We start from the raw sequence: 25,976 nt of genomic DNA on the forward strand, positions 1-25,976 counted from the left end.
ATCGCTTATGCAACAACAATGGTCTGCCGTAGACAGTTATCTGATTGATGCTTTAATTCCCCAGGATCCGCTGCTCAGCCAGGTGCTGGCGAACAATCAGCGCGCCGGGCTGCCGGCTTTTGACGTTGCCGCTAATCAGGGACAGTTTCTGGCGCTGCTGGTGCGCATGGTGCGGGCGCAGCGGGTGCTGGAAATCGGCACGCTCGGCGGATACAGCACCATCTGGATGGCTCGTGAGCTGCCGGGAGATGGCGAGCTGCTGACCCTGGAGGCCGATTCGCGCCATGCCGCGGTGGCGCGGGAAAATCTGCGTCTGGCGGGGGTCGATAAGCAGGTCACGCTACGGGAGGGGCCGGCGCTGCAGACCCTGGAATCCCTCGGCGATCGCCCGCCGTTTGATCTGATTTTTATTGATGCCGATAAACCCAGCAATCCCGACTATTTGCGCTGGGCCTTGCGCTATTCCCGACCAGGAACATTGATTATCGGCGATAACGTGGTGCGCGACGGCGAGGTGGTGAACCCGCGCAGCGAGGACGACCGCGTGCAGGGTGTACGACGCTTTATCGAGATGATGGCCCGCGATCCGCGCCTGACGGTCACGGCGCTGCAAACGGTAGGCAGCAAAGGCTGGGATGGGTTTACGCTGGCGTGGGTCAACGGGTAGCTTTTGTGCGGTTCGATTAGGTTGCGATATTATTGCTGAAAGAATTTTCAGCAATGACTATGCAGGCATGAGGCATCGGGACATGCAGCAGGGGGTTAGACCGGCTAAAAATCGCTGAGGCGCAGGCGGCTGGTCGGGGCCGCCAGCATGGACAAAAACGCCCGGAGCGTTTTTGAACGACGCTGACGTCGGCCCCGAAGGGGTGAGTCCCAGGGATGGGACGAATAACCTGGCGGAGGCAAGCCTTACAGGGAAGTTACCTCTTGCCGTCCCCGAAAAGCCAGACGGCGGAGACGAAGGTATCGCGCAGCGACGATTTTTCTTGCCGGGATGCCGGGTCCCCAGGGCCGGGCAAAACCGGCCCTGGGCCGTTCACCTGTGCCGCAGGAAACAGAAATATACGGAACCGATAGTGAACGCAACATTCCACCGAACATTTCACAGAACAAACTAAGAAAACACGCCTTCGCCCAAACCACCCTAAACACGACCATCAGCCGGTCGATCAGGCGACGATCTGCTCCATCGCCTGCAGCACCCGCTTGTCGGAGATGGGATACGGCGTTCCGAGCTGCTGGGCGAAGAAGCTGACGCGTAGCTCCTCAATCATCCAGCGAATCTCCTGCACATCCGCATCCCCACGACGCCCCGGCGGCAGCTTATTCAGCCACTGCTGCCAGGCCTGCTGGATACTCTCCACTTTAAGCATCTGCGCCCGGTCGCGGTGCGGATCGATGGCCATTTTCTCCAGCCGTTTTTCAATCGCCTGCAGATAGCGCAGAGTATCCCCCAGCCGGCGGAAACCGTTGCCGGTCACGAAGCCGCGATAGACCAACCCGCCCATCTGCGCCTTAATATCCGACAGCCCCAGCGCCATGCTCATGTCGACGCGCCCTTTCAGCCGCTTATTGATGTTAAACACCGCGGTCAGAATCTGTTCGACCTGTTTGGCTATCTCCACCACCGTCTCATTCAGTTCGGCGCGCACCTTATCGTGCAGTCTGGCAAAATCCTCCTCGCGCCACACCGGGCCGCCCGCCTCATCGATAAGTTTATCGACGCCACAGGAGATACAGTCATCAATCAGATCCAGCACTTTGCCGTAAGGGTTAAAATAGAGCCCCAGCTTGGCTTTATTCGGCAGTTTCTCGTGCAGATACTTAATCGGCGACGGGATATTCAGCAGCAGCAGACGGCGCAGCCCCTGCCACATCGCCTGCTGCTGCTCCAGCGGATTATCAAACAGCTTAATCGCCACGCTGTCGCGTTCATCCACCAGCGCCGGCCAGGCTTTCACCTTATAGTTGCCGCGTTTTTGCTCGTAGCTCTCCGGCAGCTGACCGAAACTCCAGATATGCAGCCCGCTCTGCTCAATGCCATCGTCGGCAACGGCAGAAAGCGTCTCCTGCACTTTGCCCTTCAAGGCCTCTTTTAAATCCTGCAGCGAACGCCCTTCCGCCAGCTTTTTGTTCTTGTCATCCACCACCCGGAAGGTGATTTTCAGATGATCGGGCACCTGTTCCCACTGCCAGGCCTCGCGGTCGATGGTCACGCCGCTCATCCGCCGCAGCTCGCGCTCCAGCGAATCGAGCAGCGGCAGCTCCAGCGGCGTCGCGCGGCCTAAAAACGCCTCGGCGTAGTTCGGCGCCGGCACGAAATTACGGCGCACCGGTTTCGGCAGCGATTTAATCAGCGCGATAATCAATTCGCGGCGCAGGCCGGGAATCTGCCACTCGAACCCGGCCTCTTCCACCTGGTTGAGCAACGGCAGCGGAATATGTACCGTCACCCCGTCAGCATCGGCGCCCGGTTCAAACTGATAGGTCAACCGCAGCTTGAGGTTGCCCTGATGCCAGAAGTTCGGATAGTCAAGCTTACTGACCTGTTCCGCCCCCTCTTTGATCAACATACTCTTTTCGAAGTTGAGCAGATCCGGCGTTTCGCGACTGGCCGCTTTCCACCACTTATCGAAGTGGCGCGCGGAGATCACATCGTGGCTGATACGCTGGTCGTAGAAATCGAACAGCGTATCGTCATCCACCAGAATGTCGCGGCGGCGCGATTTATGCTCCAGCTCTTCGATTTCCGTGCGCAGCCTGAGGTTGTCGCGGAAGAAGGCGTGACGCGTCTGCCAGTCCCCCTCCACCAGCGCGTGGCGGATAAACAGCTCGCGGCACAACGCCGGGTCGATCTGGCTATAGTTCACTTTGCGGGCGGCGACGATCGGCAGACCGTAAACGGTCACTTTCTCCGTCGCCATCACCGCCCCCTGCGCCCGCTCCCAGTGCGGTTCGCTGTATGAGCGTTTCAGCAGGTGCTGCGCCACCGGCTCTATCCATTCCGGGTCGATGCGCGCGGCAATCCGTCCCCACAGACGGCTGGTTTCCACCAGTTCGGCAACCATCGTCCACTTCGGCGGTTTCTTGAACAGACCGGAGCCCGGGAAGATAGAGAAACGCGCATTACGCGCGCCGGTAAATTCCTGCTTATCGTTATCTTTCATCCCGATGTGCGACAGCAGACCGGTCAGCAGCGCGGTATGGATTTCGCGATACTCCGCCGGCTCGCTGTTAATCGGCAGCCCCAGCTCTTTCACCACCTGGCGCAGCTGGGTGTAGATATCCTGCCATTCGCGCACCCGCAGATAGTTGAGAAAATCGGTACGGCACTGGCGACGGAACTGGTTCGAGGAGAGCGCTTTTTGCTGCTCGCCAAGGTAGTTCCACAGGTTAACAAACGCCAGGAAGTCGGACTCTTTATCGTGGAAGCGGCGATGTTTCTCATCGGAGGCCTGCTGCTTATCCATCGGGCGTTCGCGCGGGTCCTGAATCGACAGCGCCGAGGTGATGATCATCGCTTCACGCACGCAGCCATGTTTTTGCGCTTCCAGCACCATCCGCGCCAGGCGCGGGTCAACCGGCAGCTGGCTGAGCTGACGGCCCATCGGCGTCAGCTTATAGGCGGTCTGCTGCTCGTCGGTGGTAATCGCCCCCAGCTCCTCAAGCAGACGCACGCCGTCCTGGATATTGCGCTTATCCGGCGCTTCGACGAACGGGAAGGCGGCAATATCTCCGAGGCCCAGCGCGGTCATTTGCAGAATCACCGACGCCAGGTTAGTACGCAGAATTTCCGGGTCGGTAAATTCCGGGCGCGAGAGGAAATCGTCTTCGGAATAGAGACGAATACAGATCCCTTCGGAAACACGGCCGCAGCGCCCTTTACGCTGGTTAGCAGAAGCCTGAGAGACCGGCTCAATCGGCAGACGCTGCACCTTGGTCCGGTAGCTGTAGCGGCTGATGCGCGCGGTGCCCGGATCGATAACATACTTAATGCCCGGCACCGTCAGCGAGGTTTCGGCGACGTTGGTCGCCAGCACAATCCGCCGCCCGCTGTGCGACTGGAAGACGCGGTTCTGCTCGCTGTTCGATAAGCGCGCATAGAGCGGTAGCACTTCGGTATGGCGCAGATTGAGCTTATTGAGCGCATCGGCGGTATCGCGAATTTCGCGCTCTCCGCTCATAAAAATCAGGATATCGCCGGGACTTTCACGTCCCAGTTCATCAACGGCATCGAAGATCGCCTGCAGCTGATCGCGTTCGGTGTCGTCGGCATCTTCAACGATTGGCCGATAGCGCACCTCCACCGGGTAAGTTCGCCCGGATACTTCGATAATCGGCGCGTTGTTAAAGTGGCGTGAAAATCGTTCCGGGTCGATGGTTGCCGAAGTAATGATAATTTTCAGGTCCGGGCGACGCGGCAGCAGCTCCCGTAAATAGCCGAGCAGGAAGTCGATGTTGAGGCTACGTTCGTGCGCTTCATCGATGATGATGGTGTCATACTGCATCAACAGTCGATCCTGCTGGATTTCCGCCAGCAGAATACCGTCGGTCATCAGCTTGACCATGGTGTTATCGCTAACGTGGTCGCTAAAACGGACCTTATAGCCGATGCAGCCGCCCGGCTCGCTTTGCAGCTCTTCGGCAATACGGTTGGCCACGGTGCGCGCCGCCAGACGACGCGGCTGCGTATGGCCAATCAGCCCTTTCACCCCGCGCCCCAGCTCCATGCAGATTTTCGGCAGCTGGGTGGTTTTACCGGAGCCGGTCTCCCCCGCCACGATGACCACCTGATGGTCGCGAACCGCCTGCAAAATCTCATCTTTTTTCTGGCTGACCGGTAGATTTTCCGGGTAAGTAATCGTCGGACGCGACGCTTCACGCAGCAGGACTCTCCCTGCAGCTTGTTCGATCTCTTGCGCCATCTCCTGAAGAATGGCCTGCTGGGCTTCAGGATTTTTAACCTTCTTCACGCCATGCAGGCGACGGGAAAAGCGTGACTTATCACGCAGCATCAGGCCATCAAGCCGTTGGAATAGCTGAGAGAAGGTGAACTTTTGTTGTTCTGTCATAGCGTTATCGGGCAGCGCACTGCCGGGAAAAATCTCTTTTGATGTATTGCTGTATATTACCACATCTGCGAATCGCATGCCTTGTTCAAAAAAATTGAATACAGGGTTCGATTTATTGCGCTTTCTCTGTGGCATGATTGTGAATACAGTGTCAACAAGCACCAGGGCATCGACCCGTCAACCTCATATAAGGAAACACCCATGAGCAAAGTATTAGTACTGAAATCCAGTATTCTGGCAGGGTACTCACAATCCGGTCAGCTGTCCGACTATTTTGTTGAACAATGGCGTGAACAGCACGCTGAAGATGTTATCACCGTGCGTGACCTGGCAGCCAATCCGATTCCGGTACTGGATGGTGAACTGGTTGGTGCTCTGCGTCCGAGCGATGCGCCGCTGACGCCGCGTCAGCAGGAAGCGCTGGCGCTGTCCGACGAGCTGATCGCTGAACTGCAGGCTAATGACGTGATTGTTATCGCCGCGCCGATGTACAACTTCAACATCCCGACTCAGCTGAAAAACTACTTCGACCTGGTGGCTCGCGCCGGTGTGACCTTCCGCTACACCGAAAAAGGACCAGAAGGTCTGGTTACCGGTAAACGTGCGGTCGTGCTGACCAGCCGTGGCGGTATCCATAAAGATACCCCGACCGATCTGGTGACGCCGTACCTGTCTACCTTCCTCGGCTTCATCGGTATCACCGATGTGAACTTTGTCTTCGCAGAAGGCATTGCTTACGGTCCGGAAGTCGCGGCCAAAGCGCAGTCCGATGCCAAAGCGGCCATCGATAGCGTGGTTGCAGCGTAATTTAGATTGTCACTCCCACCGCCCGGTGGGAGTTTCTTCTCCCCGTCACCCACCTTACGAGACGCCTCGTAAAATCAGCAGCCCATTCTGCCTGTAAATCCTCCAACGTATACGATAGCGCTCACGGCCTGCGGCCAGCTGTCTCCGACCTCCGGGCCTGACCTGACAACATGTGAAAAATCATCGATAGGTACCATGTACACGCTCAGGTGTACATATTAGGCCCTCGAAGCCAGGGGCTCTGGTTCAGGATGATGATTTCGGCCGCAGGCTTTCATCAAACTCCAGCCGCTTTCTCTGCGGCTCCACCTCTTTCAGCGGCTCTACCTGATGCAGCGTTTGCTGGCAGCGCTCGACCAGCGCCTGATACTCCCGCGTCCCCTGCTTTTTCCACGCGATCTCCTGTTCGCTCAGGGTGCGAATGGCCTTCGCCGGGCTGCCGACGATCAGATGGTTGGCCGGCATCTCGGCTTTAGCCTTAACGAACGCCGAGGCGCCGACGATGCTGTTTTCGCCAATCGTTGCGCCGTCGATAATCACCGCGCTCATCCCCACCAGCGCGTTGCGGCCGATAACGCAGCCGTGAAGGATCGCCCCGTGACCGATATGCCCGTCCTCTTCGACCACCGTATCCTGGCCGGGAAAGCCGTGCATCACGCAGTTATCCTGAATGTTGGCGCCATCTTTCACCACGATGCGCCCGAAATCACCGCGCAGGCTGGCGTTAGGGCCGACGTAGACGCCTTTCCCGAGGATCACGTCGCCAATCAGCACCGCCGTGGGATGCACATAGCTTTCATCCGGTACAACGGGGGTCATACCGTCAATCTGATAAATCGGCATCAAGCCTCCTTAGGCGCCTGGCAAACCGCCAAAACGCTGATAATAGAGCGGCCCCGGTGCAGGCAGTTCCCCCACCGAGCTTTCCCCTTTTTCGCCGACGAAGGTCAGCGCGCCCGGTGCCACCCGCTGGTAAATATTGATGCACAGCTGGCGCGCGGTTTGGCCGGCCCAGTGCGCAGGCAGGAGCTCCTCCGGTAACAGCGGATCTTTGAGCACCACGCGACGATAGAAATGGATCAGCAGCAGCTGGATCTGAAAGCAACGTTGCGGCGTTAATTCGTCGGCATCCGCATCGCGCAATAGCGGTAGCAGCGGGCGAAACAGAGCAATGAAGGTGTCGTACATCGTGTTCTGCTCGGTCAAATGCCAGCACTCTTCAACCCGGGCGCGCAGCGCCGCCTGGGAGAGCGCCAATGGCGAATGGGCTTCAAAACAGATCACGTTTTCCGCCACGCCCGCTTCGTGCAGCAGCGACTGAACATCCGCCATTTTTTGCGACGGCGAGGCGAGCAGACTCGGTGCCAGAGCGCCAAAGCCTTGCCACAGCAGCTGCTTTTTCACTTCCGCCAGCTGATTTTTCTCCAGCCCTTCCGACAGCAGCAGCAGCCAGGTCCCGTCCCATTCCGGCGCGCTGGCGCGGTAGATTTTATGCTCCGCCCGGCGCGTCAGGCGCAGCCCTTTGTCGCTCAGACGATAGAAACTGCGTCGGCCGATGCGCACCACATCCAGCCACTCCTCTTTGTTCAGCCGGAACAGCGCCGTGCGCACGAACCGTTCGCCAAAACCCAGCCCTTCCAGCAGCGCGGCCACGCTGCCGAGCCACACTTCACCACCGCGTTGTAGCAATGAATCTCCGTACAGCGAGGCAATCAGCGAAGTGCCGCTGACAGGCATCGCTTCGACCGCCTGTTGAATAAAAGTATCGAGTTTACTCATTTGATTCATTCTGTTGTTATTGTTGTCCTTTCTGAATCATAGCACAGGAAAATCCCCGGTAGCGCAGGCTAACCGGGGATCGGGTCTGGATCCCGGGTCGGGCGCAAGCCGCCGCCGGGACGTCGCGGCTTAACCGTTGGCGACGATTTTGCGCAGGTCGGAGACGCGGCAGGCCTTACCTTCCGAACGAGGGATACTGCCGCAGTTGACGATGCTAATATCCGTCGAAATCCCGACCATCGACTTAATACGGTGGCGCAGCTGATGGCAGATCTGGCAGCGCTGTTCATGACTCAACGATAAGCTGCTCTCTTTCAGCTCGACGCGAACAGAAAGTGAATCAAGATGGCCGCGACGATTGACTTCCAGCTGATAGTGCGGCGACAGATGCTCGACTTTAAGGATCTCCTCTTCCAGCTGCGACGGGAAGACGTTTACCCCGCGAATAATCAGCATATCGTCGCTGCGCCCGCTGATGCGATCCATCCGGCGCATGGTGCGTGCGGTGCCCGGCAGCAGACGGGTCAGATCGCGGGTACGGTAACGAATCACCGGCAGCGCCTCTTTGGTCAGCGTGGTAAACAGCAGCTCGCCGTGTTCGCCATCCGCCAGCGGCGTACCGTCGTTGGGGTTAACCACTTCCGGGAAGAAGTGATCTTCCCAGATAGTCGGGCCGTCGGCGGTTTCCAGACACTCCATCGCCACCCCCGGCCCCATCACTTCCGACAAGCCGTAAATATCCAGCGCGGAGATCCCCAGGCGACGCTCAATCTCTCCCCGCATCGCCAGCGTCCACGGCTCGGCGCCGAAGACGCCGACCCGCAGCGAGCAGCCGCTGGCGTCGCCGCCCATCTGGCGTTCCAGCTCTTCAATCAGATTCAGGCAGTAGGACGGTGTCACCATGATCATGTCCGGCTGAAAATCGCGGATCAGCTGCGCCTGCTTTTCCGTCTGGCCGCCGGACATCGGGATCACCGTGGCCCCCAGGCGCTCTGCGCCGTAGTGGGCGCCAAGACCGCCGGTGAACAGCCCGTAGCCGTAGGCGACATGAATTTTATCTTTTGCCGTACCGCCGGCGGCGCGCAGCGAACGGGCAACGATGTTGGCCCAGGTGTCGATATCATTTTGCGTATAGCCCACCACCGTCGGTTTGCCGGTGGTACCGGAAGAGGCATGAATACGCACAATTTGTTCCATCGGTACCGCAAAGGTATCAAACGGATAGTTATCGCGCAGATCCTGTTTGGTGGTACACGGGAACTTGCTCAGGTCGCTCAGTTCGCGAAAATCGTCAGGATGGACGCCCGCCGCATCAAATTTACGCCGGTACATCGGCACATTGTCATAGGCATGTTTCAGCGTCCATTTCAGGCGCTGGGTTTGCAAAGCGTGTAATTCGTCACGAGAAGCAGTTTCAATCGGATCTAATTTTGTATTAGTTATCATTTTAGGGTACTCGCAGGTAAAGTCGCTCACACTCGCTCAAGGATCATGGCAATGCCCTGACCCACGCCAATACACATCGTACACAGCGCATAGCGCCCGTTCCGTCGCTGCAGCTCCAGGCTGGCGCTCAATGCCAGCCGCGCGCCGCTCATGCCCAATGGATGACCTAAGGCGATAGCCCCGCCGTTAGGGTTAACATGCTCAGCATCGTCCGCCAGACCCAGCTGCCTGAGGACGCCCAGGGCCTGTGCAGCAAAGGCTTCGTTCAGTTCGATAACATCCATATCGTTAATATTCAGTCCGGCGCGCTCCAGCACTTTGCGTACCGCCGGCACCGGCCCCAGCCCCATAAACTTTGGCTCCACGCCCGCGGTCGCCATCGCTACAATTCGTGCGCGTGGGGTTAACCCCTGCGCCCGCGCCTGCTGTTCGCTGGCGATAATCAGCGCAGCGGCGCCATCGTTCACCCCGGAGGCGTTTCCGGCGGTGACCACGCCGCCTTTGCGAAAGGGCGTTTTTAATCCCGCCAGCTGTTCAAGGGTGGTCTCGGCACGCGGGTGTTCATCCTCGCGAACCGCGCTCACCGCCCCTTTCTTGCCAATAATCTGTACCGGCACGATTTCCTGCGCCAGAATCCCCGCCCGCTGCGCTTTCGCCGTCAGCTGCTGGCTGCGAAAAGCGAAGGTATCCTGATCGGCCCGGCTGATATTTAACAACTCAGCTACATTCTCTGCCGTTTCCGGCATACTGTCAGTGCCAAATTGCTGCTGCATGAGCGGGTTCACAAAACGCCAGCCGATGGTGGTATCAAACAGCTCGGCCTGACGCTGGAACGGCGCGCTGGCTTTGCCCATCACAAACGGCGCCCGCGACATCGATTCCACGCCGCCGGCAATCATCAGATCCGCATCCCCGGCTTTGATGGCGCGTGCGGCAAAGCCGACCGCATCCAGGCCGGAACCACACAGCCGGTTGATGGTGGTGCCGGAGACGCTCTGCGGGTAGCCCGCCAACAGCGTCGCCATATGCGCCACGTTGCGGTTATCTTCCCCGGCCTGGTTCGCGCAGCCGAAAATCACATCATCGATAGCCGATGGATCGAGACCCGGATTACGGCTCAGCAACTCTCGCAGCGGAATGGCGGCTAAATCATCGGCGCGGACGCTGGCCAGCGCCCCGCCGTAACGACCAATCGGCGTACGAATCCCATCACAGATAAAGGCGTCACGCATCAGACTTCTCCCGTAATTGTGCCGCCGATGCGGTGCGATTTGCCGCGAAACAGGGCCACAATCTTTTGTTGTTGATTAACGATTTCAATGTCGTAGACGCCGGTCAGTTTCCCCTGCTGCTTCACCCGTGCCGTGGCGACCAGCCGGTCGCCGGCAAAGGCCGGACGCAGGAAGTCGATACTGGCGGCAGAAGCCACCGCCGCCAGCCCCTGGCTGTTACAGGCATAGGCAAATGCGGTGTCGGCCAGCGAAAACAGTTGCCCGCCGTGACAGGTCTGATGGCCGTTAAGCATGGCTGACGAGACGGTCATGCTCATCTGCGCATAGCCGTCATCCATTTCAATAATCTCGATGCCCAGGGTTCTGGCGCAGGTATCTTTTTCGTACATCGCGCGCGCGTTGCGCCAGGCCTCATTGCTCATTACGCTTCTCCACAAGCGCCTTCTGGCGCAGTAAGGAACCGGGGCGATAACGCTCTTCGCCATAGTGCTGTTGCAGGTTCTCCAGCAGGCGCAGCACGCGCTGCCAGCCCAGAGATTCGCCCCACGCCAGCGGGCCATGCGGATAGTTGACGCCCAGGCGCATCGCGGTATCGATATCTTCCGGGCTGGCGACCCCTTTTTGCACCGCGTCGAGGGCTTCATTAATCAGCATGGCGAGGGTACGCCAGACCAGCAGACCAGGATAATCGGCAATCAGCAGCACTTTCTTGCCCTGCTGCTGGAAATAGCGCACCGCTTTGTCGGTCGCCGACGCCGGGTTCGTCGCCGCCGTTGCCAGAACCACGGTGTCACCCGCGCAATAGTCATACACCACTACCGGACAGCCATACCGCACGCTCAGCGCCTGGGCGGTTTCACCTTCCGTTTCCAGCAGTCGCACATCGTCCAGCGCGATCGCCACCCTTCCGGTGACACTGTCACCTGTCGTGCAGACGGTTTTGGCCCCGCGAGTCTCAGCCACGGCGGCCAGCGCCGGCACCGATGCGCTCTCAATAGGCCAGCGATAGACGCCCTGTCCACTCTTCTTGCCTAAACGCCCGGCCAGCGCCAGCTCCTGCTGTACCAGCGACGGCAGAAAACGTCGGTCCTGCCAGAACGCGTTAAAGACCGAACAGGTCACGGCGAAGTTGACGTCCTGACCAATCAGGTCGGTCAACGCCAGCGGCCCCATCGGGAAACCGCCGCCGTCGCGCAGCGCGGCATCAATCACCGCCGGGGGAGCCACCTGCTCCTCCAGCGCCCGCCACGCTTCGGCATAGAACGGCCGCGCCACGCGGTTAACGATAAACCCCGGCGTCGAACGGCAGCGTACCGGCTGTTTTCCCCATGCCGTCACGCACCGGCACAGCTGTTCAACCACTTCCGGCGATGTCGCCAGGCCGCTCACCACCTCGACCAGTTTCATCACCGGCGCGGGGTTAAAGAAGTGCAGCCCGGCCACCCGCTCAGGGTGCCTGACATCGGCGGCAATGGCGGTAATCGAGATCGATGAGGTATTGCTGGTCAGCAGCGTTGACGGGGAGCAGATCGCCGCCAGCTGGTTGAAAAGCGCTTTTTTGACATCCGGGCGCTCTGACGCCGCTTCAATCACCAGCCAGGCGTCGGACAGCGCGGCTAACTCGGTGACCGGCACAAGGCGGGCGACAAGCGCATCTGCCTGATCCGCCGTCAGCTTGCCGCGCGCCACGCGGGCGGCCAGACGCTGACGAATACCTTCCACGGCGCGGGTCAGCGCCTCGACGGCGATATCGTAGAGCAGAACCGGATGTCCGGCCGCAGCGGCCACTTCCGCAATGCCGGCCCCCATGGTGCCCGCGCCGATCACGGCGACGGTTTGCAGTGTTTGGCTCATGGTCTATTTCCCGCTGAACTGTGGAGGACGCTTCGCCAGGAAGGCACTGACGCCTTCCCGATAGTCATCGCTGCGTCCGGCCAGACGCTGATAATCGCGCTCAAGATCCAGCTGCGCATCGAGGCCGTTGGTCTCCGAGGCCTGGAGCGCTTTTTTGATAAGCCCCAGACCGAAGGTCGGCTGCGTCGCCAGATGGCGGGCCAGCTGACGACTGGTATCGGCCAGTTCGGCGTCCTCCACCAGTTGCCAGATCATCCCCCACTGAGCGGCCTGTTCGGCGCTGAGCTTCTCACCCAGCAGCGCCAGCCCCATTGCCCGGGCGCGCCCGGCCACCCGCGGCAGGAACCAGCTACCGCCGCAGTCGGGGACCAGCCCCAGCTTGCTGAAGGCCATCACAAAATTCGCCGACCGCGCGGCGAGGACAATATCGCAGCCCAGCGCGAGGGTGGCGCCCGCGCCTGCCGCCACGCCGTTCACCGCGGCAATGACCGGCTTCGGCAGCGCCGCCAGACGGCGCACCAGCGGGTTATAGAAACGCTCAACGGACAGGCCCAGATCCGGCGCCGGGCCGCTGGGGTCGACGTTTCGATCATTTAAATCCTGGCCGGCGCAAAAACCGCGGCCGGCACCGGTAATCAGCAGACAGCGCACGTTCTCATCGCGCTCGGCCTGAGTCAGACAGGCCGTCAGCTGCTGATGCATAAGGTCGTTAAAGCTGTTAAGACGATCCGGGCGGTTAAGGGTAATCGTCATCACACCCTGTTCTACTTCGCTGAGAATAAAAGCGTCCACGATTAGCGTCCTTTAAATTCCGGGGTTCGTTTTTGTAAGAAGGCGGCAATACCTTCGCGGCGATCGTCGGTGGCGCTCAGCAGCGTAAACAGCTGGCGTTCCTGTTGAAGACCGGCCTGAAGGCTCACTTCCTGCGCCTGGCGCAGCGACTGTTTCGCCGCACGCAGCGCCAGCGGCGAATGGCCGGCGATGGTCGCCGCCAGCTTCAGGGCATATTCGTCGGTCAACAGCGCCGGGGCGATCTCGCTCACCAGACCGGCCTGTTGCGCCCGCTGCGCATCAATACTTTCACCGCTCAGCACCATCCGGCTGGCCAGCGCTTTCCCTACGCAGCGGATCAGACGCTGGGTGCCTCCGGCGCCGGGCATAATACCGAGAGTGATTTCCGGCAGGCCGAAGCGCGCGTTATCGCCCGCCACCACCAGGTCGCAGAGCAGCGCCAGCTCGCAGCCCGCGCCAAGGGCGTAGCCGTTGACAGCGGCGATCAGCGGCTTCGGAAAAGCATCAATCCGCGCCCACAGACGTGGGCGAATATCATCCATCGTGGCAGGCAGGTCTTTTTCCGCCATTTCGTTCAGGTCGGCGCCGGCGGCAAAGAAACGGCGGTTGCCGCCGATCACGCAGGCACGGATATCCGGATCAGACGCCGCCGCGTCCAGGGCGTCGGCAATCTGCGTCAGCAGCGCGTTATTCAAGGCATTTCGCGCCTGCGGGCGATTGAGGGTCAGCAGCAGGACCCGCTGGTGACGGGTTATCAGCAGATCGCTCATGCCATTCCCCTTGCGTCAAAGTCCACCACCACATCGCCGCTGGTCGGCAGCGCCTGGCAGCTCAGGACATATCCGGCAGCCAGTTCGTCCGCTTCCAGGCTGTAGTTGGCCGCCATCGCCACTTCACCGCGCAGCACTTTACATTTGCAGGTGGCGCAGACGCCGCCTTTACAGGCGAAGGGCAAATCCGCCCCCTGGCGCAGCGCCGCATCCAGAATGCTGTCATCTTCCGCGGTGAGGGCAATCTGCCGATCGCGGCCGTCCTGACGAATCGTGACGGTGCGGCCTTCAGTCTGCACGCCGGTGGCGCGTTTAACGCTGCTTCGGGGCGTATTAAAGCGCTCGAGATGAATCCGGTTTTCCGCCATCCCCAGCTCGCGCAGCGCCGTTTCGGCTTCATCCATCATCACCGCCGGACCACAAATAAAGGCCTCGTCGAAGCGGCTAAAATCGAGCAGTCTGGCGGAGAGCGCGTGCAGTTTTTCGCCATCAATGCGCCCCTGCAGCAAATCGCTGTCCATCGACTCCTGGCTGAACAGATGCACCACCTGCAGCCGCTGCGGGTAGCGGTCTTTTAAATCCGCCAGCGCCTGACGGAACATCATGCTGCTGCTGCTGCGGTTGCCATAAATCAGGGTGAAGCGACTATTCGCTTCGGTGGCCAGCGTGGCGCCAATAATCGCCATCATCGGCGTGATACCGGATCCGGCGGCAATCGCCAGATAGTCAGCCTCGCGCCCGGCCTGCGGCTGGTAGCCGAAGTGCCCCTGCGGCACCATCACGTCCAGCACCATCCCCTGGCAGATATCGCTCTGCGCATAGCGGGAGAAACGCCCGCCGTCGATGGCTTTGACCGCCACGCTGATTTCTGCCGGCGAGCGGCTGCGACAGATGGAGTAGCAGCGGCGAAGCTCTTCCCCGCCGAGGCGGGCTTTCACGGTCAGGTGCTGGCCCGGGCGGAAGGCATACTCCGCCTGTAGCGCGTCGGGAATCGCAAAGGTAATGGTTACCGCATCGCGGGTTTCCGGCTCCACTTTCGCGACGGTAAGCGAATGAAACGTCGTCATGGCAACCTCAAATACATTTAAAGTAATCAAAGGGTTCACGGCAGCTGTCGCAGCGATAAAGCGCTTTACAGGCCGTCGAACCGAATTCACTGATCGGCGTGGTGTGAACGCTGCCGCAGCGCGGGCATACCACCTCCTGCGGAAGACCGGCATGGCAGGCGTGCCCCTGCGGCGGGCTGATGCCGTACTGGCGCAGACGCTCGCGGGCATCCTGGTTCATCCAGTCGGTGGTCCACGGCGGGTCAAGCTGCAGGACAACATGCACCGGCGTATAGCCGTGGCGAGCCATCGTCGCGCGAATCTCCCCCAGCAGATGCTCGGTCGCCGGGCAGCCCGAGTAGGTCGGCGTAAAGCCAATCACCCAGCCTTCGCCATGTGGCGCAACGCTGCGCACCATGCCAAGATCGGTAATGGTCAGCACCGGCACTTCCGGATCGGGGATCTCACTTAACAGCGCCCAGATAGCATGGACTTCTGCGGGTGCGATATCGGCGAGACGTTGCATAGCCACCTCCTGTTACCACTGCTGACCGGGATAAGCGCGTTGCAGATACTGCATTTCCGCCAGCAACGGCCCGAGATGTTCACTGTGCAGTCCCTGTTTACCGCCGTGGCGAAACGCCGCCTCTTGCGGGATCTGCAGCCCGGCGTCAAGCAGCGCGGTGTGAACCGTACTCTGCCACTCCGCCTGCAGGTCGCGGGGGTCAACGGCGATACCCTGCTCGACAAGGGCAAGCTCCAGCGCGTCGGCGAGGAACAGCTCCCCGGTAAAGCGCCACAGACCATCGACCGCCTGCTGCATTTTCTGCGCCGACACCTCGGTGCCGTTGCCCAGACGCTCCAGCCAGCCGCGGCTGAAGCGCAGGTGGTAGCGCACTTCTTTAAGCCCCTTGGCGGCGATGGCGGCAATTTGCGCATCACGACTGTTAACCAGCCGGGTAAACAGCGCCACGTGCCAGGCATCGATAAAGAACTGACGGGCGATGGTGTCGGCAAAGTTGCCGTTCGGCTGTTCCACCAGCAGGAGATTGCCGTACTGACGTTCATCCCGACCGTAGGCCAGGGTATCTTCATCGCCGCTCCCCGCCAGCTCAGCCGCATAGCTGAGGAAGTTGCGCGCCTGACCCAGCAGATCGAGGCCGATATTGGCCAGCGCGAGGTCAATTTCCAGCTCCGGGGCATGGCCGCACCACGCGCCTAAGCGCTGGGCCAGCACCAGGCCGTTATCGCCGAGACGTAGCGCATAGGTTGCAACGGGATTCAGGTTGTTCATCGTTGCCTCACATATGTTCCATGCCGTCAGGCACGCTGTAGAAAGTCGGATGGCGATAGACTTTGCTCTCCGCCGGATCAAAAAACTCGCCGCGTTCTTCCGGCTGGGATGCGACGATCTGGCTGGCTTTCACCACCCACAGGGAGCAGCCTTCGCTGCGACGGGTGTAGACATCGCGGGCATTTTCTAACGCCATCTGGTCATCGGCGGCATGCAGACTGCCGACGTGACGATGGGATAACCCCTGCTTGCTGCGAACAAATACTTCATATAACGGCCAGTAAACGTTGCTCATCATGCTTCTCCTTATGCCGCGTCGCGGGCGTGTTGTTTTTGCGCATGCGCCAGCGCGGCTTCCCGCACCCATGCCCCCTCTTCCCAGGCTTTACGCTTGGCGGCCAGGCGTTCGTGGTTACAAATGCCGCGCCCGTTAATCACTTCATTCAGTTCCTGCCAGTTGATTGCGCCAAAACGGTAGTGCCCGGTCGTTTCATCCAGCTGCAAATCGGCGTCCGGCACGGTCATGCCGAGGATCGCGACCTGCGGTACGGTGTTATCGACAAAGCGCTGACGCAGTTCGTCGTTGGAGTGCAGTTTGATTTTCCACGCCATACTGCGCGCGCTGTTCGGCGAGTTATCGTCGCTCGGGCCAAACATCATCAGGGCCGGCCACCAGAAGCGGTTAATCGCATCCTGCAACATCTGACGCTGGGCTTCGCTGCCTTCGGCCAGCGCCATGCAGGCTTCGAACCCCTGACGCTGGTGAAAGCTCTCCTCTTTGCAGATTTTGACCATCGCCCGGGCATAGGGGCCGTAAGATGTGCGGCACAGCGCCACCTGGTTGACGATAGCGGCGCCGTCGACCAGCCAGCCAATCACGCCGATATCAGCCCAGCTCAGCGTCGGATAGTTAAAGATCGAGGAGTATTTCATCTGCCCGTCGAGCATCTTCTGATACAGATCTTCCCGGGCGCAGCCGAGCGTCTCCGCCGCGCTATACAGATACAGGCCGTGTCCGGCCTCATCCTGCACCTTCGCCAGCAGAATTGCCTTCCGGCGCAGCGTCGGCGCGCGGGTAATCCAGTTGCCTTCCGGCAGCATGCCGACAATTTCCGAGTGCGCGTGCTGGCCAATCTGACGGATCAGCGTCTTGCGGTAGGCATCCGGCATCCAGTCCTGCGGTTCGATGGCCGTATCCTGCGCGATACGCTGGTCAAAGCGTTGTTCTTCTGTCACGTCATCACCTTTATGATTCCAATAAATTCAACAAATGCGTATTTGTGAATCACTTTGTTTTATAAAAGTTACACTCAGGTTAAATAAAACCACAAATTTTGTTTGTGTTTTTTGTGATGATGACTACAAAAAATCGCCTTGCGACCGCGACAACACAGGCCATCCGCGGCGAGACACGACGCGTCCACGATCACAATGTTAATAAATTATTAAATAGTCGCTTGCATTTCATGATTCATAAAATAACTATTTATAAAGATTTCACGTAACATATTGGAGATTCGCCATGCAGCAGTTAGCCAGCTATTTATCCGGCGTCTGGCAGAGCGGACGGGGTCGCGCCCGCCCGATTCGCCACGCCATCAGCGGTGAGACATTATGGGAAGTCACCAGCGAAGGGCTGGATATGGCACAGGCGCGCCGTTTTGCCATCGACCGCGGCGCTAAGGCGTTACAGGCCATGACCTTTATCGAACGCAGCGCGATGCTGAAAGCGGTGGCGAAACACCTGCTGGCAGAAAAAGATGCGTTTTATGCAATTTCAGCGCAAACCGGGGCGACCCGCGCCGATAGCTGGGTCGATATTGAAGGTGGGATCGGCACGCTGTTCACCTACGCCAGCCTCGGCAGTCGCGAGCTGCCGGACGATACGCTGTGGCCGGAAGATGAACTGATCCCGCTGTCGAAACAGGGAGGCTTTGCCGCCCGCCACGTTCTGACTTCAAAATCCGGCGTCGCGGTGCATATCAACGCCTTTAACTTCCCCTGCTGGGGCATGCTGGAAAAGCTGGCGCCAACCTGGCTTGCCGGCATGCCGGCCATTATCAAGCCGGCCACCGCCACCGCCCAGCTGACTCAGGCGATGGTCAAATCCATCGTCGAGAGCGGGCTGCTACCGGACGGGGCCATCAGCCTGATTTGCGGCGGCGCGGGCGATCTGCTCGATCATCTGGATAGCCAGGATGTGGTGACCTTTACCGGCTCCGCCCATACCGGCCAGCAGCTACGCGTTCACCCTAACCTGGTGGCGAAATCGATCCCCTTCACCATGGAGGCCGATTCGCTGAACTGCTGCGTACTCGGAGAGGACATCACTCCCGAACAGCCGGAATTTGCCCTGTTTATCCGCGAAGTGGTGCGCGAGATGACGACCAAAGCCGGGCAGAAATGTACCGCTATCCGCCGCATCATCGTTCCGCAGGCCCAGGTTCATGCGGTCAGCGAAGCGCTGATTGCCCGTCTGCAAAAAGTGACCGTCGGCGACCCGGCGCAAGAAGGGGTAAAAATGGGCGCGCTGGTCAGCGAGGATCAGCGCCAGGATGTACAGGACAACGTCAACGCGCTGATTCAGGCCGGATGCGAGGTTCTGCTCGGCGGCCAGGCCGATCTTAACGCCGCCGGCGCCTTCTTTCCGCCGACGCTGCTGTTCTGCCCGCAGCCGGATGAAACACCGGCGGTGCATGCCATCGAAGCCTTCGGTCCGGTTGCCACCCTGATGCCGTATCAGCATCGCGAGCACGCGCTGTCGCTGGCGCGCGCCGGTGAAGGGAGTCTGGTCGGCACGCTGGTAACCGCCAGCGGCGAGCTGGCGCGTGAATTTATCCTCGGCGCCGCTCGTTCACATGGCCGTATTCAGATCCTCAACCAGACCTCTTCCGTCGAGTCCACCGGTCACGGATCGCCGCTGCCGCAGCTGGTGCATGGCGGGCCGGGTCGGGCCGGCGGCGGCGAAGAACTCGGCGGTTTGCGCGCGGTAAAACACTATATGCAGCGCACCGCGATTCAGGGCAGCCCGACGATGCTGGCCGCCATCGGTCAGCAGTGGGTTCGCGGCGCCGAAGTCAGCGAGGACCGCATTCATCCGTTCCGTAAATATTTTGAAGAGATCCAGCCTGGCGATAGCCTGCTGACGCCGCGCCGCACGCTGACCGAAGCGGATATCGTCAATTTTGCCTGCCTCAGCGGCGATCACTTCTATGCCCACATGGACAAGATTGCCGCCGCGGACTCCATTTTCGGCGAGCGCGTGGTCCACGGTTACTTCCTGATCTCCGCGGCAGCCGGGCTGTTTGTCGATGCCGGCGTCGGGCCGGTCATCGCTAACTATGGCATGGAAAACCTGCGCTTTATCGAACCGGTGAAGCCGGGCGATACCATTCAGGTTCGCCTGACCTGCAAACGTAAAACGGTGAAGCGCCAGCGTAGCGCCGAGGAGAAAGCCACCGGGGTGGTGGAGTGGGCGGTAGAGATATTCAACCAGCACCAGCAGCCGGTGGCGCTCTATTCCATCCTGACGCTGGTGGCCCGTCAGCACGGCGACTTTGCGGATTAACCAATGCCTGTCCGTCCCCTGCCGCGCCGGCTAACGCCGGACGTGCAGGGTCGGTTTCCGATGCCTCTGCGGAGGCATTTTTTGTGCCCCGCCCGGCCTGTTCCGGGCATAACTGGCAAATCTGACAAACAACCTGGCAAGAGCAAACAAACGCCAACCGGCCAACCGCTGGTAGGTTAAAGCGAGTAAAGCCGGCATTTCGCAGCGGCAAGCGACAACACAACTCGCCGGAATCATTGGCGTTGCAGACAGTCAGCAGGGACGCGTGGTCACCGTAGATGCAACCCAAAGCATGACGGGAATATAAATATAAGATGAGGTCACAATGGCAAATAACTCAATTCGTTCCCCGCGTAAAACAGCCTTAGCTCTGGCCGTTGCGCTGTTTTGTGCCTGGCAATCACCGGTGTTCGCGCACGGCGACGAAGCGCATATGGTCCCGATGGATAAAACGCTGCAGGCGTTTGGCGCCGACGTGCAGTGGGATGATTATGCCCAGATGTTTACCCTGATGAAGGATGGCGCCTACGTCAAAGTGAAGCCCGGCGCCAAAACGGCCATCGTCAACGGCAAGTCGCTGGATTTACAGGTTCCGGTGGTGATGAAAGACGGTAAGGCGTGGGTCTCCGATACCTTTATCAACGATGTCTTCCAGTCCGGTCTTGATCAGACCTTCCAGGTCGAGAAACGCCCGCATCCGCTCAACTCGTTATCCGCGGCAGAAATCAGCGAAGCGGTGACGATTGTCAAAGCCTCGCCGCAATTCCGCCCCAACACCCGTTTTACCGAAATCTCGCTGCACGAGCCGGATAAAGCGGCGGTGTGGGCCTTCGCGCTTAAAGGAACCGCGGTTGATGCGCCGCGCACCGCTGACGTGGTGATGCTCGATGGCAAACACGTCATCGAAAGCGTGGTGGATTTACAGAATAAGAAAATCATCTCCTGGCAGCCAATTAAAGACGCCCACGGCATGGTCCTGCTGGATGATTTCGTCAGCGTGCAGAACATTATTAACGCCAGTGACGAATTCGCCGCAGTACTCAAAAAACACGGCATCACCGACACCAAAAAAGTCATCACCACGCCGCTGACCGTCGGTTACTTTGACGGCAAAGATGGTCTGAAGCAGGATTCACGCCTGCTGAAAGTGGTGAGCTATCTGGATACCGGCGACGGCAACTACTGGGCGCACCCGATCGAAAACCTGGTCGCGGTGGTGGATCTTGAGCAGAAGAAAATCATCAAAATTGAAGAAGGTCCGGTGATCCCGGTGCCGATGGAGTCGCGCCCTTATGATGGCCGCGACCGCGTAGCTGCCGCCGTTAAACCGCTGGATATCACCGAGCCGGAAGGCAAAAACTACACCATTACCGGCGACACGATTCACTGGCAGAACTGGGATTTCCACCTGCGGCTGAACTCTCGCGTCGGGCCGATTCTCTCCACCGTGACCTACAACGACAACGGACAGAAACGTCAGGTGATGTATGAAGGCTCGCTGGGCGGAATGATCGTGCCATATGGTGACCCGGACGTGGGCTGGTACTTCAAAGCCTATCTCGACTCCGGCGACTACGGCATGGGTACCCTGACCTCGCCAATCGTCCGCGGTAAAGATGCGCCGGCGAACTCGGTACTGCTGGATGAAACCATTGCTGATTATACCGGTGCGCCAACCACCATTCCGCACGCGATTGCGATCTTCGAGCGCTATGCCGGCCCGGAATATAAACATCAGGAGATGGGACAACCGAACGTCAGCACCGAGCGCCGCGAGCTGGTGGTGCGCTGGATCAGCACCGTCGGCAACTACGACTATATCTTTGACTGGGTGTTCCACGAGAACGGCACCATCGGCATTGATGCCGGCGCCACCGGAATCGAAGCGGTCAAAGGCGTCATGGCGAAGACCATGCACGATCCGAGCGCCAAAGAGGATACCCGTTACGGGACGCTGATCGACCATAACATCGTCGGCACCACGCACCAGCATATCTACAACTTCCGTCTTGACCTTGACGTTGATGGTGAGAACAACACGCTGGTGGCCATGGACCCGGAAGTGAAGCCCAATACCGCCGGCGGCCCGCGCACCAGCTCCATGCAGATTAACCAGTACACCATCGACAGCGAACAAAAAGCGGCGCAGAAGTTCGATCCGGGTACTATTCGCCTGCTGAGCAATACCACCAAAGAGAACCGGATGGGTAATCCGGTATCGTATCAAATTATCCCGTACGCGGGCGGAACCCACCCGGTGGCGACCGGTGCCAAATTCGCGCCGGATGAGTGGATTTATCACCGTCTGAGCTTTATGGATAAACAGCTGTGGGTTACCCGCTATCACCCGCAGGAGCGTTATCCGGAAGGGAAATACCCGAACCGGTCGATCCATGATACCGGCCTTGGCGCCTATGCGAAGGATAACGAGTCGCTGACCAACCACGATGACGTGGTCTGGATAACCACCGGCACCACCCACGTGGCGCGCGCGGAGGAGTGGCCGATTATGCCGACCGAATGGGCGCATGCGCTGTTGAAACCGTGGAACTTCTTTGACGAAACCCCGACGCTGGGCGAAAAGAAAAAGTAGGTTCTCCCCACAATGACGGCACGGATGCCGTCTGCACGCCGCTTCCGGCTAATCTTCAGCGGTAAAATCGAGCAGCATTTTAGCGTGACCGCCTCCCTGAGCGCTGGCGCTTATCGCCTCTTGCCAGCGGCTCACGGGAATCACCTCCACTGCCGGCAACGACGTTGCCGGCAGTCGCGACCAGATCTCGCGAAATGCCGCCTGCCACGTGGCAGTTGACAGATCCGCCAGCGCCTCGCGCAGATGGAATTTATACACCCGGGGGGTCGTTCGGGTCTGACTCAACGCCTGCCCGGACAATAACCCGTAGGACACCAGCGCCGCATGCTCCGGCAGCACCGACAGCATCGCATTCGCCAGGCCGCCGCCGACGGCATCAAATACCCGATCGGCGTTCTGACTCACCTGCTCCAGCATCAACCGGTCGGTCTCCAGGACAGGATAAACGCCCTGCTGCGCCAGACGGTGAATATGCCGCTCCGAACGGATCACCCCGCTCACTGAACGCGCCCCTTTTTGCAGCGCCCACTGCGCCAGCAGGCTGGCGCAGGAGGAGCCCGCCGCGGTCAGGACGATATTCTGGCCCGCCACCGGCCAGCGCCTGAGCATCAGCAACGCGGTCAACGGATTAATATAGGCCCGGGCGGCCAGGCGATCGTCAATCTCATCAGGGACCGGTACCAGCCAACGTTCGGCGATATCCAGATGGCTCTGCCAGGTGCCTTCTCCGCGCAGAGGCAGCACCCGCTGGCCGGGCACCACGCAGGCGCCGGATGGCGCGTCAACCACCACGCCAACCCCTTCATAACCCGCCGTCGCCGGAAGCCGGGTACGGTGGCGATAGGCGCCGGTAACAGGAATAAGATCGGAAGGGTTGATCGGAGCGTAGCGCATTTTGACACGTACGGCTCCCGCCGCCAGCGGCGGTAAAGGCTCGCGGCGCAGCGCCAGCACCGATGATGGCGGCCCATAGTGGTCATAGCAAAGCGCATGTTTCAGCATATTCGGCGTTCAGGACAGTAAAAGCGAGATAATAGCAGAGTTGGGCCGCCGCTTTATCCCGTCAGCCCGGTCCGTCGCTGGCGGCCGCCAGCAGCGGAACGATAAGATCGCTCAGCGGCGTCGGAATGCCGTGCCGACGTCCGCGGCGCTGTATCACGCCGTTACGAATCTCCCATTCCAGCGGCCGCCCGTTTTCACGGTCAATCTGAATCGAGGTACTGAGATCGGGTGGCGCGCGATGAAATCCGTCGATAATTTCCTGCGCTACGCTGTCGCTCAGCCTTGCGCCTTCCGCGCGCGCGACAAGCAGGCCTTCACGTAAATAGGCCAGCGCGATGTCGCTGATATCGCCACGGGCGAACATACCGGCCCGACGTCCCGTCAGCACCATCAGGCCAGCCACCGCATTTTGCAGCAGCTTGCGCCAGGCTACGGTGGTGAAATCAGCGGCAAGATCGACGGCGCAGCGGGTCCCTTGCAGCGTTTGCTGTACCAGCCGGGCCTGCGGCAGATCCGGCAAGGTCAGCCGGGGCGTCGCGCGCAGCCAGACGGAGGCATCGGGTTGGCGCTGCGCCGGAAACCACACCACCGCAGGTAGCACCGTCGCTCCCGCAACGCGGTCGGCAAACTGCGCCTGCTGTTCGACGCCGTTCTGCAATACGCACACCACCGTTTTTTCATCACACAACGCGGTCAACCACGCGGAAATAGCGGGGTTCTGGGTCGCCTTGACCGCAACGAAAACCAGCGAAAATGGCCGCGCAATGGCCGCCGGGTCGGTCAGCACCGGTCCGGGAAGCGTAATCTCTCCGCCATCGAATCTGAGCAACAGCTGTGCATGAGACGTACGCCCGCATACCGCCGGCGTACGCCCCACTTCATGCAGCGCCGCGGCTATCGTGGTCCCAATCGCGCCTGGCCCAATAAGGGCAACGGCAGGCTCCTCCGACATCATATCCGCCTCCTGATGATAAGCTCCGCCACGATGGCGGGAAGGCATTAACAGTAGCGATAAATATGGTGATTCAGCAAGTCCTGTTCACGGCTAACGATGGGCACGGCGCCCGGCGGCGCTTAGCGGGAAATCGTCAGGGAGACGCTGCCGCGATTGTTATCATACATTTGCCACGCATCGTTGGCGTAGGCGTAAAAATAGCCGCTTTTAGCCGGTGTGAACCGACATCCGCTGCCGATAACAACGATCTCATGCCGCGACTCAGGGGCGTCGGTCGCAGGATCTGCCTGATTGGCAACCACGCCAATCAGCGCAAACCACGGCGCCGTGCCGACGCGTCTGCTCAGCCAAAAGTCCACATCCTGGTTTTTGGTTCCCCCTTTCCACAACGCTTCCAGTTTGTCGGAAACGGAGGCCATAATCTGCGCGGCCTCGCCGGGATAAAACTTACCGTCATCGGTCCCGCCCGCATCGCAGGGCACCGAGCCATCCACCCATTTTCCCGTGGCCATAAAGCGATACTCCACTCCCGCCTCCAGCCAGATCCCCGTGGCATTCCAGCGCTCACGCGCGAAAACGTCAAAGGTCGCCGGGTGTTCAGCCGTCACATCGGTGAGCGGTCGGTAGCGACCGTGGAGAAGCATCGGCTGACTTTGCCGCTGTATCACGCTGGCGTCGACATCGGGACTTCCGGCGACAATCCGCGGTACGCTGCGCGGGCAGGTATGCAGCAGTTTAAAAATGCCGGTGACCGAATCATGCAGCAGTCCATGAGGATCGGGAGCCAGCTGGGCGTCGATACCCGGCAGCAGCGTAAGTCCCAGTCCGGCTGCCTCTGTCATCATCCATTGCAGAGTAATGTCCGATAATCCGCACTGTGCGTAGCCGCCGCCGACATCAGCATGCACGCCGGCAAACCAACGCTGTTTCACCTTCGGGTTATCCGCCACATTGTCCCATAGCGTGGGAATGAAGCTTTGTCGCTGCTCGTCCAGCGCCAGCGCATGGCGGGCATGTTCAACAATCGGGCTGAGTGACGTATCGTGGAAGGCATACTTTTTAGGGTCATCGAGCAGATTGGCTAACGCCATATCATCGGGAATACCCAGCGCCCCCACCGTTTCCCAGACGCCAATAAAATAGACAGGGATGCTCTCCCTGGTCGGATGTCCCGTCGCCACCGAATAAAAAGGTCTACCCACGCTGGCCACGATAGCCGGCGCGCTGCCTGCAGGCTGGCGGTAATAGCTGAAGAGATCGTTGATATCCTCCCAGACTTTATCGTCGCCGGTTCCTGCCTGGCTGGCATTCAATAATCCGCAGCGCGAAATCATCCCGCCAAGACTCCTGACGGTATAAGCTCCGCGGCTAAAGCCAAACAACCATATTTTATCGCCGGGCTGATAGCGGGTCGCCAGCCAGTAATAGGCGCTGATAATATTCTTATCAAGACCTTCGCCGATGCCACCGCCAATATAGCGATCGACCACTCCGCCTTCGGTACCGACGCCGGAGTGGTAATAGACTCGCTGCTGCGTATTTTCCGCTACGGCATTCCTGAGTTTGACCACATTGGTCGGCGCGGGTTTTCCATCATCAAGCTGTTGGGGCGTATTCCAGGTACCGTCGCAAAACACCAGTAAGTTCATAGGAACCTCATCGCAGGCTGCGTGAAAAGCGGTCAGGATTGACAAAGTAAAAATAGCAGACGGCAATCACCTCAGGAGGGCAATCGTCAAACGTGACTGCCGTCGCCGGTGCAG

General features: G+C 59.7%; 21 protein-coding genes. 4 read left to right on the forward strand and 17 right to left on the reverse strand.

Translation table 11 applies throughout. The features are described 5' to 3' along the window. The first annotated feature begins 7 nt into the window (after positions 1-7). Positions 8-667, forward strand: coding sequence for an O-methyltransferase (locus Q1L34_RS14595; protein WP_325989833.1), 660 nt, complete (start codon positions 8-10; stop codon positions 665-667). Between the two features lie 505 nt (positions 668-1,172). Here Q1L34_RS14595 and hrpA read toward each other — a convergent pair. Next, positions 1,173-5,018, reverse strand: coding sequence for an ATP-dependent RNA helicase HrpA (gene hrpA / locus Q1L34_RS14600; protein WP_233429564.1), 3,846 nt, complete (start codon positions 5,016-5,018; stop codon positions 1,173-1,175). Between the two features lie 258 nt (positions 5,019-5,276). On the opposite strand from hrpA, the gene azoR reads away from it, so the two are divergent. Continuing rightward, entirely contained in the window at positions 5,277-5,882 is a 606-nt protein-coding gene (gene azoR, locus Q1L34_RS14605; protein ID WP_004861333.1) for an FMN-dependent NADH-azoreductase, read from the forward strand. A 246-nt stretch (positions 5,883-6,128) separates the two neighbouring features. Here the strand turns inward: azoR and paaY are convergent, their stop codons facing one another. From paaY to paaA, 13 genes are all read right to left on the reverse strand, one after another. Further along, a complete protein-coding gene (gene paaY / locus Q1L34_RS14610; protein WP_004861325.1) occupies positions 6,129-6,725 on the reverse strand; it encodes a phenylacetic acid degradation protein PaaY in 597 nt (198 codons plus the stop codon). Positions 6,726-6,734: 9 nt separating this feature from the next. Next, entirely contained in the window at positions 6,735-7,661 is a 927-nt protein-coding gene (gene paaX, locus Q1L34_RS14615; protein WP_004861322.1) for a phenylacetic acid degradation operon negative regulatory protein PaaX, read from the reverse strand. Between the two features lie 129 nt (positions 7,662-7,790). Beyond that, positions 7,791-9,107, reverse strand: coding sequence for a phenylacetate--CoA ligase PaaK (gene paaK, locus Q1L34_RS14620; protein WP_004861319.1), 1,317 nt, complete (start codon positions 9,105-9,107; stop codon positions 7,791-7,793). Positions 9,108-9,133: 26 nt separating this feature from the next. After that, positions 9,134-10,339, reverse strand: a complete 1,206-nt coding sequence (gene pcaF / locus Q1L34_RS14625) for a 3-oxoadipyl-CoA thiolase (protein ID WP_152308634.1) — start codon at positions 10,337-10,339, stop codon at positions 9,134-9,136. Continuing rightward, positions 10,339-10,761 (reverse strand): hydroxyphenylacetyl-CoA thioesterase PaaI, encoded by a 423-nt coding sequence (gene paaI, locus Q1L34_RS14630; RefSeq protein ID WP_004861316.1) that lies wholly within the window; start codon positions 10,759-10,761, stop codon positions 10,339-10,341. The genes pcaF and paaI overlap by 1 nt, the downstream gene beginning before the upstream one ends. Next, positions 10,751-12,193, reverse strand: a complete 1,443-nt coding sequence (gene paaH, locus Q1L34_RS14635; RefSeq protein ID WP_086816707.1) for a 3-hydroxyacyl-CoA dehydrogenase PaaH — start codon at positions 12,191-12,193, stop codon at positions 10,751-10,753. The genes paaI and paaH overlap by 11 nt, the downstream gene beginning before the upstream one ends. A gap of 3 nt (positions 12,194-12,196) precedes the next feature. After that, positions 12,197-12,985, reverse strand: coding sequence for a 2-(1,2-epoxy-1,2-dihydrophenyl)acetyl-CoA isomerase PaaG (gene paaG, locus Q1L34_RS14640; RefSeq protein WP_327204125.1), 789 nt, complete (start codon positions 12,983-12,985; stop codon positions 12,197-12,199). Between the two features lie 2 nt (positions 12,986-12,987). Beyond that, complete coding sequence (paaF, locus tag Q1L34_RS14645; RefSeq protein ID WP_004861307.1) at positions 12,988-13,755, reverse strand: 2,3-dehydroadipyl-CoA hydratase PaaF; 768 nt, start codon at positions 13,753-13,755, stop codon at positions 12,988-12,990. Continuing rightward, on the reverse strand, positions 13,752-14,822 hold the full coding sequence (gene paaE / locus Q1L34_RS14650; RefSeq protein WP_327204126.1) for a 1,2-phenylacetyl-CoA epoxidase subunit PaaE: 1,071 nt from the start codon (positions 14,820-14,822) through the stop codon (positions 13,752-13,754). The genes paaF and paaE overlap by 4 nt, the downstream gene beginning before the upstream one ends. Before the next feature lie 7 nt (positions 14,823-14,829). Then, positions 14,830-15,327, reverse strand: a complete 498-nt coding sequence (paaD, locus tag Q1L34_RS14655) for a 1,2-phenylacetyl-CoA epoxidase subunit PaaD (protein WP_004861301.1) — start codon at positions 15,325-15,327, stop codon at positions 14,830-14,832. 12 nt (positions 15,328-15,339) lie between these two features. Next, positions 15,340-16,095, reverse strand: a complete 756-nt coding sequence (gene paaC, locus Q1L34_RS14660; protein WP_032717349.1) for a 1,2-phenylacetyl-CoA epoxidase subunit PaaC — start codon at positions 16,093-16,095, stop codon at positions 15,340-15,342. A gap of 7 nt (positions 16,096-16,102) precedes the next feature. Beyond that, complete coding sequence (paaB, locus tag Q1L34_RS14665; RefSeq protein ID WP_004861295.1) at positions 16,103-16,390, reverse strand: 1,2-phenylacetyl-CoA epoxidase subunit PaaB; 288 nt, start codon at positions 16,388-16,390, stop codon at positions 16,103-16,105. Between the two features lie 11 nt (positions 16,391-16,401). Continuing rightward, a complete protein-coding gene (gene paaA / locus Q1L34_RS14670) occupies positions 16,402-17,331 on the reverse strand; it encodes a 1,2-phenylacetyl-CoA epoxidase subunit PaaA (RefSeq protein WP_004861291.1) in 930 nt (309 codons plus the stop codon). 286 nt (positions 17,332-17,617) lie between these two features. Between paaA and paaZ the strand changes: the two genes are divergently transcribed. Beyond that, positions 17,618-19,663, forward strand: coding sequence for a phenylacetic acid degradation bifunctional protein PaaZ (gene paaZ / locus Q1L34_RS14675; protein WP_327204127.1), 2,046 nt, complete (start codon positions 17,618-17,620; stop codon positions 19,661-19,663). Between the two features lie 325 nt (positions 19,664-19,988). After that, positions 19,989-22,256, forward strand: coding sequence for a primary-amine oxidase (tynA, locus tag Q1L34_RS14680; protein WP_004861284.1), 2,268 nt, complete (start codon positions 19,989-19,991; stop codon positions 22,254-22,256). Positions 22,257-22,304: 48 nt separating this feature from the next. On the opposite strand, the gene Q1L34_RS14685 is transcribed toward tynA, so the two are convergent. The 3 genes from Q1L34_RS14685 to Q1L34_RS14695 all read right to left on the reverse strand — a co-directional run bounded on the left by Q1L34_RS14685 (position 22,305) and on the right by Q1L34_RS14695 (position 25,862). Beyond that, complete coding sequence (locus Q1L34_RS14685; protein WP_004861281.1) at positions 22,305-23,258, reverse strand: zinc-dependent alcohol dehydrogenase family protein; 954 nt, start codon at positions 23,256-23,258, stop codon at positions 22,305-22,307. 61 nt (positions 23,259-23,319) lie between these two features. Continuing rightward, positions 23,320-24,210: an oxidoreductase gene (locus tag Q1L34_RS14690; protein WP_327204583.1), complete on the reverse strand. Its 891-nt coding sequence runs from the start codon at positions 24,208-24,210 to the stop codon at positions 23,320-23,322. A 122-nt stretch (positions 24,211-24,332) separates the two neighbouring features. Next, positions 24,333-25,862, reverse strand: coding sequence for a T6SS phospholipase effector Tle1-like catalytic domain-containing protein (locus Q1L34_RS14695; protein ID WP_032717348.1), 1,530 nt, complete (start codon positions 25,860-25,862; stop codon positions 24,333-24,335). Positions 25,863-25,976 lie beyond the last annotated feature (114 nt).

Source organism: Klebsiella ornithinolytica, assembly GCF_030505655.1.
Classification (GTDB): domain Bacteria; phylum Pseudomonadota; class Gammaproteobacteria; order Enterobacterales; family Enterobacteriaceae; genus Klebsiella; species Klebsiella ornithinolytica.